The sequence below is a fragment of the Niabella hirudinis genome, assembly GCF_051201075.1.
Lineage (GTDB): Bacteria > Bacteroidota > Bacteroidia > Chitinophagales > Chitinophagaceae > Niabella > Niabella hirudinis.
The window spans coordinates 133,347-146,721 of sequence record NZ_JBPEHJ010000006.1; the positions used below are offsets into that span (position 1 = coordinate 133,347).

A 13,375-nucleotide genomic window follows, 5' to 3' on the forward strand; every position below is an offset into this window, starting at 1 on the left:
AATCACGAATTTATCCTTTGCGCTGTACTCTGTAAATGTACCTGAAAGAATACAAAAGCAGATGCTGCTAATCGCTAATATACTGGCAAATTTTACTAAGGGGAATACATCGCCCATTTACCGGCAAGGCAACCTGTTTTACCGATCGGCATTCGTTAACCCGGATCTCAGGTATCATCTTTGTATCTTCATTAAAAAAACAAACATAATGAAGATCATCTGCATTTTATTAGCCCTTATTGCAAGTATTCTTGCCATTGTTGCGTTTATCCCCCTGCTTGGCTGGCTTTACTGGCTGGTAATCCCAATAGGCATCTTCTCACTGATCGTTTCTGTCATTGGAGGTTCTTCTACCGGTAAAACACTGAGCATCATCGTTATTCTTGTGGGTATTTTCCGGCTGATGATTGGTGGCGGCGTTTTGTAAAATGGAACGGGCCTATGGCTCTTCCGTTTCCATCATTTCTCAGGTGTGGCAAACTGAAGTTCGCTATTGATAATTAATTGAGGCGATGCCTTTTGCATTTGATCTCAATAAAAAAAGGTCTCCGGCCTGATCCACTTTTCAGCCCGGCAATTCATTCTGAATGATAGCCCCATTAATAGTAGCGGGAGTGCCGCAGGCCAAATACCTATTAAAAAACAACTGCTTATGATATCAATGCCTGCGGAAAATCGCGGATGGTTTCACAGCAAAGCTGTTCCATTACCTGCTTCAATTGCGCTTTAAGCATCGCGATGGTATGATCGCCACCGGCTTTTCCGAGAGCCCCTACTCCATACATAAAAGGGCGGCCCATAAATGTAAAATCGGCGCCACAGGCCAGGGACCGGCCAATATCCGGACCCGAGCGGAGGCCGCTATCGATCATTACTTTGTATTTATTTTTATACTTGTCGGCCAATCCCTTTAACGGGCGAATGGTTGATTCTCCCGCATCGATCTGCCGTCCGCCGTGATTGGAAACAATGATGCCATCTGCCCCTATCTTTGCGCACAGCTCTGCATCCTGCTCACTCACCACTCCTTTTACCACCAGTTTTCCTTTCCATCTATCTCTTATGGCCGCCACTTTATCCGCATCAACACGACCGGTAAATGTGGCGTTCATAAACTTTCCCAGCTGCTTCATGTCCATCCCCTTTTTCATATAGGGTTTTAGCGTGGCAAAGGAGGGAATACCTGCCCGCAGGGTTTCGATCCCCCACACGGGGTGCATGGCCGCCTGTACAAAATTGCTAATGGTGTTTTTGGGCGGCATCGAAAGCCCGGCCTTTATCTCGCGATAACGCAATCCAAAAGAAGGCACATCGATGAGCACCACCAGTACCTGGCAGTTTACCGCTTCGAGCCGGCGCAGGATATCATCCCGCAATTCATTCTCCGTGGGATGGTACAACTGGAACCAGAATTTACTTTCCGAAAGTTCTGCAATACGTTCGATGCTGCTGGTGGAAACTGTGCTTAAAACATAAGGAATATTATGCCGCAGGGCTGCTTTGGCCAGGATCTCGGGGGCATTGGGCCACATCAGCCCCTGCAATCCTACCGGCGCAATTCCAAACGGCGCATCGTAGGTATGGCCGAACAATTCTGTACGCATATCCACGCCATGATGCTTTTTCAGATACTGGGGCATCAGGAAGATATGTTTAAAATCTTCCTCGTTCCGCCAAACATTCAATTCATCATTACATCCCCCTTCCAGGTAATCAAAAGCAAATTTCGGAATCCGTTTTTTTGCCTTTCTTTTCAGATCTGCCACGGAAGGGTATTGGGAATTGTATTGCAGTAAATTTGTACTCATAACTCTGTTTGCGGAAAAGACCGATTATCAAAAACAGCAAGATTAACAAATAAAATCCAAATCGCTATCCTGTGCCATCCGGCAAGACCCTTTCCTGAATAAATTGTTTGATAAATGGCAAAAATGGTTTATCGGAATACTTTTTTCAAATAAGCCACATTAGCCCCGTAATTATACTTCACATCCCGCGGGCGCTGTGCATCGCGCGAGCGCTCTACCACCAGCCATCCGCTCCATTTCATGCGATCCAGGATCTTTTTCATCTTGTGAAGATCCAGCTGCGGATCGTTCTGCAGCCAAACGCTATCCTTATTGGTGCAATGGATCATAGCGATGTTTTTTGCACCAAGTATGCGCAGTTCTTTATACAGATCACGCCCTTCCTTCAGCGGATTTGAGCAATTAAAATAGATGCTGATAGCCGGCGAACCGATTTCTTTTAGCAGCCTCCGTTCTTCTTTTGCCGACAACGCTGTTTCTATGGCAACAACCACACCTGCTTTTTGCGCCATAAGGCCGGCTTCTTTTAAGCGTGCCACCACGGCCGGTCGCTTTTCGGGATATTTTTTCAGATCACATTGTATACCCAGCGGCAAAAAGGCGGTTTTAATCTGCATTTTTTTCATAGTGGCGATGCAGTCGGCTATAGATTCCTTATAATGTTCCCTCTGGCAAAAGGATTGAGCATAATAACCCGTCATAGCCAGGGATGGAATTTCAAGGTTCAGTTCCCGCGCCTTTTGAAGGTATTGCTCCCGTACGGAATCGATCGCCAGTATATTATCGAAGGTTTCCCGGTTGCCCAGGCTGCCCATATCGATTTCGATTCCATCAGCATTCAGTTCCTTTGCAAGTGGCAGCGCGCTGAGCTTCTGGCGTTTTAGCAGCATCAGGTCTATCAATGCTATTTTATAACGCTGCGATTTTTGGGCAATGCCGGCAAGCGGTAATGCAAGGATAAGGATGTATAAGAATATTTTTTGCATGTTTAGTAAGTTCAATATTCGAGACGTGGACGTCTCGAATGGCCGTTATCATCGCCGTTTCGAGCGCAGCCGGGAAACCTTTACGAAAATCCCCTCAACAAGTAAGCTTCAAATTATAGATATGAGGCAGTTTCCGCAGAGACCTCTCCATTACAGTCGAGGTGACAATGTTCCGGTCAGGTGACGGTGAACCATCAATTATACACTATCTCACTGCCGCTTCAAAAACCTTTTCCAGGTTGTCAAAACCCTTTACTGCATGTGCCGGCAATCGCTCCCCATGATCACCAAAGACATACATTTTTTGCTCTTCCTCAATCGTGATCCCCGATTCATCGATTGCACCCTGCTTGTCTTCAATTGCTTTTATATTCAAACCCAGGTACTGCGCCATAAAACGGTATACCGCCGTTCTTTTGTTGATGCCAAAATCGTGCTTTTCTGTGGGTAGGTGTACATTTTGCACATCGGCCTTTTTGCCATACCAACTGTACATTTTCTGCAGGTAGGGAAAATCATGCTCCGGCATTTTATCCGTCCAATCGCCCCCATCGCTTACCACCAGTTGCGGGCGTGGGGCGGCCATCGCAGCAATCTCCACGTTATCTGTGCCGCCACCGCAGCTATGGATGTCCATCCCGCTTTCGCAGGGACAGCCGCCATAGAAATAAGAAGAGAGCGAAACCACGGGTGCCGATACTTTGATGCGGTCGTCAATGGCCGTCATTAATACCGTATGACTGCCTCCGCCGGAGCCGCCCGTGATGCCCACCCGGCTGGCATCAGCGTCTTTTAATGCTAACAGATAATCCAGGATGCGGATGGAACCCAATGCCTGTATGGTCATGGCCAGGCTGCGGCGATGATCTTCTGTGTTGAACTGCAAGAGCGATTCGCCCCAGGCAAAGAGATCATAACTAAAAGCCATGGCGCCCATTTTTGCAAGGGCGGCACAGCGCAACTGGCAATCGGCGCGGTATCGCTGCTGTGGCCAGTGACCGTCCGGGTTCAGGATGACCGGAATCTTCCCTTTGTATTTTTCCGGTTTATACAACGATCCATTGATCCATACCCCCGGCAGGATTTCGAGCGCAATATTTGCAATAGTATAGCCACTATATTTCCTTTGTGGAGTGATGATGGGCTTGCTAATGGGCCAGGTTGGTAATTTTGCCAGTTGCAATTTTTCAAGAATACATTGTTTCAATTCCTTTTTCCGCAATTCCCATTCTCCTACATTTTTATACTGCGATGCGATGCGATCCAGCTCGGCCCATCCATCTTCCACCGCCCACCGGTAGTATTCATAACCATTGATCTTATATTTTTTATCACCGTCTTTTTTGACTTTCAGATCAAAGGGTGCCAGCACATTTTCCAGCGTTTCCTCCACATCCGGGCGAAAACGCCAGCGGGCATAATTCAACGTTTTTCCTTTTACGAGAGAATCCGGATACCGGATCGCAACACCATAGCGTGCTTCAATATTTTTTAATACCTGGGGTAATGACTCTGCATACCGGTTGTCTGTATTTTCCTGTGCCCCGGCAAAAAAGCCAAACAGGAATCCCCAAAGTACAAGAGTGCGACGCAAGTAAAGCATAATAGTAGTACTGAAGCTGGCCAAATAATAATAAAACTAATCATAAAGCGGTACGTGCGAACAGGTACCACGGCGTGCGTACCACACACCATCCAATAAAATTACAATCCCACGGGCTGAATTCCTAACCGGTTGCACCAACCCAGGAACCGGCTGTAGAGCGCATCTGCTTCTTTTTTCTGATCGGGTGTTAAATGCAGCGCATAAGCACGACTGATGGTGCGCACCGGCAATCCGCGCTTTTCCAGAAAATATTTGGCGCTCATGGGGTAGGCCTGGTGGATCATAGGATCCACGCTGGTCAACTCCCCCTGTAACCATTTCGCCGTTTCCTGTTGCTCCGGGTTATTGGCATTCTTTACCATCCAAACCAGCACTTCAGGATAAAAGTTTCCGGATACGGACGACATCCCCGTTGCGCCCCGCTGCATGCTGAACAAAGTGTTGGGCGTGTGTGCATCATAAAACCCCAAGGAACTACCGGCTACTTTTAATACATCCAGCTTGGCTTTTACATTTTGATGTGTGATGGAAGTATCCTTGTGGTAAACCAAACGACCAGACTTTAATAGCTGTTTGAAAACATCCGCACCCAGTATGCGCTTGTAAGGCGCCGGGCATTCATAAATACCCAGCGGAATAGCACCCGTAAGCGAAAACAATGTTTCAAAATTACGCAACAGTACCGCATCACCCTCCTCCACTTTTGCAAAATGTCCGCTGATCATAATGACCGCATCCACACCCGTATCATACATTTTTTTTGTAAACAGGGCTTTATCTTCCACCGTAAGACCAAAGGAGCCCGTAGCCACTACCGGCACACGCCCGTTGACACATTTTACCACGTGCTGTGTCAGCGCCAGCCGCTCTTCCTCCGTGAGACTGAACATCTCGCTGCTGAGGCAGTTGGCGAAAAAGCCTTCCACACCTGCTTCCAGATAGAACGCTACCAACTCCGTTACCGCATTATAATCGATACCGGCTTTCAGGTCAAAGGGCGTGATCATTACGGGTACAAACTTTCCTGCAATCGCTTTCATGCATCTATTGTTTGAAGCCGATAAAGTTTGGATATTTTTTTGTTTAAAGACTGTAGAATTCCACTAATGAGATGTAGGATTTTGTTATTTTCGGAGGGGGGTGATATGTATCGTGCCGATGGCACTCAGTACTCCTCTTGCGCGTTCTGTCCCCGGAATGAATTCCGGTGTTGGGGACATGAACCAGGCCGATGGCCTTGTACTACAGATGATACAGGTATAAGCTACTATATAGTGTACCGGACGGTTGCCTGATAGGGCGAGCCGGCGGCGCATGAATCGCAGTAGTGCGTTCAATCTCCGGAATGATCCGAACGTTCCGATTCAGAGTTGGGAGATGGGCAGGTCGATGGCCTTTATAACCTGCAACACGTGAGGATCAACAGCATGATGGCTCCGGCTTTCTCAGAATGTGCCAGAGGCATTGCCTCGACCGGTCACCAAAAGCGAACTTCAGTTCGCTAATCATCCGTCACCACGCCCCGCGCACTAACAGCTCCAGGCCAGCGTTTATTCTTTATAAGAGTAAGTTTCAGCTTTGAAGGATCGATCTTTACATATTTTATTTTTTGGCGGCGCCAGGTGTACACGATATGTACCATGCCATCCTTCCCCTGGATCACCGATGGATATGAATACTGGCTGATCGGTGAGTCTTCCAACACAAGAGCCGCTGACCAGTTTTTACCATCTTTTGAAAGCGCCACATTTAAAGGCGTGCGCGGCCCTTTCCCTTTCTTCCAGGTGGAATCCGGCAACACATGATTATATACCAGCAGCTGTCGACCATCTTTTAAGGTAACAGCATCCGTACCGGAATTGTTGTTGGGCAGGTCTGCTGTCGTCATCGGCGACCAGGTTCTCCCTTTGTCTTTACTCCAGCTTTGATAGATCACGGTATTCCGGGTGCGCCCCAATACCTGGAGATCACCATTCTTATATTTTAAGATGGAGGGTTGTATGGCCGAAAACTGTATGCCATCATTGATGGGTGCTGATTTTGTCCAGGTATGCCCCCAATCCTTTGTATATTCAAAATGCACTTTCCATCCGCTCTTCTCGGTACTGGAAGGACAGATCAAAACCCCATTGATTAGCTCGGGCTTGTTCTTGATCGGTCCCAGGAAGCCATCGGGCAGCGCTTCCCGCGCACTCCAGGTTTTACCATTGTCACGCGAGCGTTTCAGCCAGCCCGTCCAACCCGCCACATTGGGACCTATTTTGTAAAACAATAATAATTCGCCGGTGGGCGCATAGTACAACACCGGGTTATAACAGGCATAACGGGTGGTATCGTTCAAAATACCATCGGCCACCATTTCCGGTGCCGTCCAGCGGTGATTCACCAGGCGGCTGGTCCAGATACAAACGTCTTTATTGCCTTCCTTTGTGCCACCAAACCAGGCGGCAATCAGTCCATCCTGCGTTTCGGCAATCGTAGATGCATGAGCCTGCGGAAAGGAGGCTGTATCGTAGATAAATTCATCAATCAGGATCCCCTGCTTCCAGCGCGAAGTCTGTGCGGTAGTTACAATTGTTATTAACAAACAACAAAGGGTTAACAGATTTATTTTTTTCATCATCGTTATTTATTCTTTATTATTTTTTTCCCGGCAGAAGTGCAGGTGGCTGCTTTGCTTGCGTCGCACTCCTGTACTGCAGTGCAGGTGGCATCAGTCATGCTTCGACAGGCTCAGCATGACAAGCATATTCATATTCACAAAGCTCCATCTTTTTTCTTTTCTTTTTCTGCTTTTACCTTATCCACATAATTTTTAAACAGCTGCCGCCAGTTCCTGCCGTTATTATTAAGGTATTGTTCGCATTTTGTTTTATAAATCTCAAATATAGCCGATATCTCCTTCATACTTTTATAGTCAATAGCCTGTTCGCGTGCCTGCTCCAGGTTTTTGCGAATTTCGGCGCGCTCTTTCTCCGTAAGATCGGGTACAATGGCTTCATAGCCCTTTAACGTGAAGGCCACCTTACCGATGGTGTACTGGTCGAGAATAAATGCAACCTGCTCTTTGTTCAACCCGGCATTTAACACATCCATAAGTGATGTATGGATGGTTGACGGCTTTGATGAACAAACGATCAGCTGCCTGTCCAGGTCAGACAATCTATTTCCGGTAGCCGGGTTGAGCCCCGCCGGAACCTGTGTAAACGGATGGCTATTGTGCCAATCCCTAACAGCTGTGAGATGCGCCACTATTGCCTGTTGTACCTTCTCAGCTTTTGCCTTGTCATCGATCTTTAAGCCCGCTACCCAACGCTGCGCCTTTTGCTGCAATTCATTCGCTGCACTGGTATCCTGCGCATTCACATGATTCAACAGTAATAACAAACAAAATCCAAAAATTTTTTTCATTTCCCGATTTTTAATGATCCATAATTATTTTAAAAGAATAACGACCGCTTCCCAGCTCCAGATGAGTTGTATTATTTTTCACATCGGTTACCCGTTTTAATGGCCTATCCAATACCGTAACCTTGTCTGAGGGAATGGTAATTGACGCTGATGCATTGGCGGGCACTTCGATTTCCCAGTTTAGCGCATTCCCGTTCCGCTTCCAGCTACTTTTAATCAGTCCGTAGGGTGATTCATAAGATGCATTTACGCTGTCCAGCCCTTTTACAAAGGCCGGTTGCATATCAATCTTCCTAAACGCCATAGATTCAGCGTCCGATCGAATCCCCGCCAGGCTCTCAAAACTCCAGGTGATCAGGTCGCCCAGCAGCATCACATGATTCTGTGAGTTCATCTGTGGATTGGCCGTATTCCCATTCCACAGTTCCCATATCGTAGTTGCGCCCTGCGCGGCCATGTATCCCCAACCGGGATAGGTGGTATTCGTGGCCAATATCCATGCGGCACCGACATATCCAACCTTCGTCAATCCGCGCAGCAGCCATTGAGTCCCGATCACACCGGTGCTAATATGCATACCATCCTGTTGCAGTTTCTGAATCAACTGTTGTTTCACTGCGACTATCTTATTCGATGGTACCATTCCAAAATACAAGGGCAACAGGTTGGCCGTTACCGTGTTGTTGTCATAATGGTCACCATTGAGGAATGTTTTGTTAAACGCCGTCTTTATGCGGGCAGCCTGTTGACCATAGCTGGTCACATCTCCGGGTCTGCCGGCAAGCCCGGCAAACTGTTTCATTGTTTGTAATAGGTGATAATAATAGGCAGTGGCCATCAGTGTTCCGTTCGTATTTCGCAGCGGATCTTTTGAACGGATCAGCTCCAGGCTTTCCGGTGGCACACACCAGTCGCCGTATTTATCTTTTGTCATCAGGCCGTCCTTCATATATTTCTGCCGCATATACTCCATCCATTTTTTCATGGAAGGATAATGCTTCACGATCGACTGCCGGTCGCCATATTGCCGGTACAGCATCTTCGCCACCAGGATATAGGCTGCAGGCCAGGTAATATTATCGCTGTAATAATTCCAGAACGCGGGCGCCACATCGGGTATCGCACCTTCTGCGGTCTGTGACTCCCGGATATCATCCAGCCATTTGGCATACAAGGTAGCGTTGTTAAACAAATAACTTTCGCCCAGGGCGCCCTGGGTACGGTCGCCCAGCCAGGGCTGCCGCTCGTTGCGCTGCGGGCAATCCACCGGCATGCCTTTATAGTTGGAAGCAATGCCCCACCAGGCATTTTTCAACACCTGGTTCAGCGTGGCATTGGAGGTTTGCAGTTTACCGGTTGTAGCCATTTGATCATACACCAGCAATCCTGTAAAGTCATTCAGGGTAGGAACACCGGGATAACCGGTGATCTCCACATACCGGAATCCATGGTATACGAAAGAAGGCTGCCATAGTTCATCTGCACCCCCTTTTAGCGTATAAACATCCGTAACCCGTGCATCCCGGAGGTTGGCCGTATAAAGCGTACCATCCGGCTTCAGACTTTCTGCAAAACGTAATTGCACTTTTTGCCCACGGGGGCCGTTTACCCGCATACGTAGCCACCCCGCAAAATTCTGACCCAGGTCCAAAATATAAATACTGTCGTTTAACCGGTTAATCTTCTTCGGACGGATGGAATCCATTACCCGCATGCCGGGGGTCAACTGTGCTCGTAACTTTCCTTCTGGTGCTGCTACCAGCTCCGGCCTTTGCCATTTTGTATCATTAAACGATGCGGTGGCCCAGCCTGGAAACTCTTTATTGGCATCGTATTCTTCCCCGTCGTATTCATTATTGGTACGGATGGGACCATCTGCCGTAAATTTCCAGGAATCATCCGACATAATCAGCTTCCGGCTGCCATCAGCATAAGTGATCTCCAGTTGCAGTAATAATTTTGGATAGCCAAAGGTGTTGATCTTTTGAGGCTTGTAATCCTGGCGCATGGTAAAGAAACGGCCATTGCCCAGCACTATACCAATAGCATTGTTGCCGTTGACCAGGTCTGCCGATACATCAAAACTGTTATATAATACCGACTTCCGGTAGTCCGTTGGCACAGGCGCCAGCACCTGGTCACCGATCCGTTTCCCATTAAGATATAATTCAAACAAACCCAACCCCGCAATATGCAGCACGGCGGTCTTTATTTTTTGTTGTACCGCAAAGTTCTTTCTAAAATATCGTGCAGAAAGCCGCGACCACTGTGTAACACTATCCCAGGGCGACGCCTTATCATAACCGATCCATTTTGCCTTCCAGTCGCCCGAATGCAACAGCCCCATGCTCCATTGATTTGCATCACTCCACACACTGTCCTGCTTATTGGAAAAGACCTGCACTTTCCAGAAGTAATGGCCATTTGATACAAGCGGCTTTCCGTTATAAATTACCAGCACCGACTCCTCCGAAACAATTTTACCACTGTTCCAGAGATCCGGCCTACCGGCATCCAATAGAGTTTTTGAAGAGGCCACCAAGATCCGGTAAGCAGTTTGTTTTACATTATACTGACCACTTTTTAACTGCCAACTCAGCCGGGGCTGTACCACATCGATGCCAACCGGACTTTTCAACTGCTCACACTTAAGTTCCTGCACCGTAAGTTGTGCCTGCACTGTCAGGTGAACCATTAATAATATAATGCTGATCCCCTTTTTCATCGTTTTGGTGCATTTGCCGAAAAATCAAACCACAGGACCATCTTCAGCGCCCGGCCGGGATCTTTTTCATAATCATAAAAAATATTTTTTTGTCCCATAGGGCCGGTGGTTTCGCTGGTTTGTGTTTTATTCCCAATAGATGGGATGGCCTGCATAAAGGAAATGTCACCTTCGGGAAAAAGCGGCTCATAGTTATGCCAGGGATCCGTTTTGGGCGCAGCAGCAAACAATCGCAAAAAGAGATCCTCCGTTTCTGTAGCCACCGTAAACTGCTGATCATTCCCCTTAAAAGTGCCACTGTAAAAATTGGAATAGTATCCCTTAAACTCCGGGTATACCCATTGTTCACCGGTCTCCGTATTATTATATTGTTTGTTCCACACACCGAAGCTGGTGCCTTTCATCCGGTTCTTCCAAACCCGGTAGGGGCCATTGCCCATATAGGTTACAGAACGCATTTCCCGTTCGGGGTAATCAAAGTTTACGCCGAGCATGTTGGTGTGGAGTGCCATCGGAAAATATTGCACTTCCATTTTGATCCATCCGCTGGGATAGATCGTCCACCGCAGGGTATTAAAACTTTCTTTCTTATCAAACGCTGATGTAATCGCCAGGTTCTTTCCTTCATACCGGTAAGCGCAGTTCTTAAAATTCGTTATCCCTTCCTGGATGCGCGGCCCGTTAGTAAGCAATACCGGCCCCTTTGCATTTTCTGCCTTCACCAGCAGCCCGGTATTTTTGTTAATAATCATTCGCACATCTTTTACACGGATGGTATATAACGAATCAACTTCATCGATTGCTACCGTTCCTTCGCCCTTCGTTGTTACGATCTCCGTTGCCTTTTTGCCGGGCAGGCTGACCGGAAAACTCCAGGTAAATAATTCCTGGTGATACCGATCTTTAACCGTAACATATAGTACATCGTAAATGTGCCAGTCGGCGGGGAGCTTCAGATCCAGTACTCCTTTGGCACCCGGGGCAAGCGATGGCGCCGCCGCCATTCCCTTTTTATTGGTTGTTGTATTAAAACCGATCCGTCTTAATTCCCAGCTAAAAGAGCATTGGTCCAGGTTGGTATACAGGTAGCGATTCTCTATATGCAGCTTACCATCAAATTCCGGCGTCAGTTCCCTGCGTTCAAAATATACCGGGCTCCATATCTGCTTCACCGCGTAAAAGCTGCCTTCCTTTTCATGATGTGGCCCTACAATTCCATCTGCCCCCCGGTGCTTGTCGGTATCCAATGAATCGTGCAGGTCCTTCCGCACCACGGCCTGGTCGGCAAAATCCCATAAAAATCCCCCGGCGTGCAGCGGATCGCGCCACATTTTGTCCCAGTAATCTTCCAGTCCGGCGCCATGTCCGCCGTCATATTGTCCATGTAAAAACTCAGTAGGCAATACGATGTCATGGCCATTATCATAATTACCGATCCCGTAGTTATATTGCCGATAGTGCTGAGTCTCGATGCCGTTAAACAATTGCCAGGGATGCACCACCGGCCGCTGCTGCGGATCAAATTCTGTAAACAGAGAATCCAGCTCAACATTATGTCCGCCCTCATTTCCATTGGACCATAGCACAATCGATGGATGGTTCATATCATGAGCAATCATTTCCTTTAACAGCTTTGTACCGGTGGGTGTATCATAGTGCCCATGCCAGCCGGCCAGTTCATCCATCACAAACAAACCCAACGAATCACACACATCCAGGAAATGACCATCGGGCGGATAATGGCTCATCCGTACGGCATTCATGTTCATTTCCTTTATCAGCAACACATCCTCCACGCTATTGGCATAACTGAGCGTGCGCCCGGTTTCGGGCCGGAAGGAATGCCTGTTAATGCCTTTAAACTTCACCTTTATCCCGTTTACGTAAATGCCATCCCTTTTGCGGAGCGCAACCGTACGAAACCCGAATTTTTGCGATACAGAATGTACGGGGCGATTGTTTTTGTACAATGTAAAAACCGCTTTATACAATTCAGGGGTTTCCGGCGTCCAGGGTTTGATGCCATCTACTTTTGTCTGAATCCAAAAAACATTTTCGGGCCGGCGCAACACAGGGTGCAGCTGACCTGGCAACTTTTCGCCTCCGGTAGTAAACAGCTCAACTTTTAATTGTTCGGATGCTGAAGCGGCGGCATTGATAACCGCTTTAAATATCCCGTCTGCTCCCGCGTTGATCTTTACACTGCTGATATGCAGCTGCGGCAAGGCCTCCAGCCATACCGGCCTGAAGATGCCCCCAAAGATCCAGAAGTCGCCTTCTCGCTCTGCTGCATTCACCGATTTATTAGCCGAATGCTTGGCTACCGTTACCTCCAGCAGGTTTTGCTTCCCGTATTTCAGCAGCTTGCTGATATCATACCGGAACGCATAAAAGGCGCCCTGGTGCACCGGACCGGCCAGCTTTCCGTTCACTTTTACTTCCGCATCCGTCATTACCCCTTCAAAAACGATATTCACTTTTTTATGTCTCCAATCGGCCGGTACGGAGAAGCGGTGTTTATACAACCCTTTTTCTTTTCCCTTAACGCTGTCCTTTGCAAACCCATAGTTATACTTTCCAAAGCCCTGTAACTCCCAGCAAGAAGGTACACCAATGGTCGTCCACTTATTTGCATTCATGCCGCCGGTGCAATAAAAATCCCATTGCACCGCATCATCATTTCCTTTACCTGAGAGGTACTGCATTTCTGTTTGCTGGGCATTAACGCTCACAAACAACAACAAACAGCATATATAAATCAGTCCGCGCATTTTTTTATTTTATTATCGGCAGTGCTCCTATCGGCTTTGTTGCGTCGCACAGTTTGGCTCCAGTGCAG

Annotated in this window: 9 protein-coding genes; 1 reads left to right on the forward strand and 8 read right to left on the reverse strand. The window is 47.7% G+C overall.

Features of this window, described 5'->3' with window-relative positions:
- Positions 1–208 precede the first annotated feature (208 nt).
- Positions 209–427 (forward strand): hypothetical protein, encoded by a 219-nt coding sequence (locus tag GGU45_RS13350; protein ID WP_435225470.1) that lies wholly within the window; start codon positions 209–211, stop codon positions 425–427.
- Between the two features lie 223 nt (positions 428–650).
- Here the strand turns inward: GGU45_RS13350 and GGU45_RS13355 are convergent, their stop codons facing one another.
- The 8 genes from GGU45_RS13355 to GGU45_RS13390 all read right to left on the reverse strand — a co-directional run bounded on the left by GGU45_RS13355 (position 651) and on the right by GGU45_RS13390 (position 13,307).
- Positions 651–1,808 (reverse strand): alpha-hydroxy acid oxidase, encoded by a 1,158-nt coding sequence (locus tag GGU45_RS13355; RefSeq protein WP_435225471.1) that lies wholly within the window; start codon positions 1,806–1,808, stop codon positions 651–653.
- 128 nt (positions 1,809–1,936) lie between these two features.
- The gene (locus GGU45_RS13360; RefSeq protein ID WP_435225473.1) at positions 1,937–2,794 is read right to left on the reverse strand and encodes a sugar phosphate isomerase/epimerase family protein; all 858 of its coding nucleotides are present in this window, start codon (positions 2,792–2,794) and stop codon (positions 1,937–1,939) included.
- Positions 2,795–2,999: 205 nt separating this feature from the next.
- The gene (locus GGU45_RS13365; RefSeq protein ID WP_435225474.1) at positions 3,000–4,397 is read right to left on the reverse strand and encodes an alpha/beta hydrolase family protein; all 1,398 of its coding nucleotides are present in this window, start codon (positions 4,395–4,397) and stop codon (positions 3,000–3,002) included.
- A 101-nt stretch (positions 4,398–4,498) separates the two neighbouring features.
- Positions 4,499–5,440, reverse strand: a complete 942-nt coding sequence (locus tag GGU45_RS13370; protein WP_435225475.1) for a dihydrodipicolinate synthase family protein — start codon at positions 5,438–5,440, stop codon at positions 4,499–4,501.
- Between the two features lie 461 nt (positions 5,441–5,901).
- Positions 5,902–6,987 (reverse strand): sialidase family protein, encoded by a 1,086-nt coding sequence (locus GGU45_RS13375; protein ID WP_435225476.1) that lies wholly within the window; start codon positions 6,985–6,987, stop codon positions 5,902–5,904.
- A 170-nt stretch (positions 6,988–7,157) separates the two neighbouring features.
- Complete coding sequence (locus GGU45_RS13380) at positions 7,158–7,811, reverse strand: DUF3826 domain-containing protein (protein WP_435225477.1); 654 nt, start codon at positions 7,809–7,811, stop codon at positions 7,158–7,160.
- A 10-nt stretch (positions 7,812–7,821) separates the two neighbouring features.
- Entirely contained in the window at positions 7,822–10,536 is a 2,715-nt protein-coding gene (locus tag GGU45_RS13385; protein WP_435225478.1) for an alpha-L-rhamnosidase, read from the reverse strand.
- On the reverse strand, positions 10,533–13,307 hold the full coding sequence (locus tag GGU45_RS13390) for a glycoside hydrolase family 2 protein (protein WP_435225480.1): 2,775 nt from the start codon (positions 13,305–13,307) through the stop codon (positions 10,533–10,535). Before GGU45_RS13390 ends, GGU45_RS13385 begins: the two co-directional genes overlap by 4 nt.
- Between the last annotated feature and the right edge of the window lie 68 nt (positions 13,308–13,375).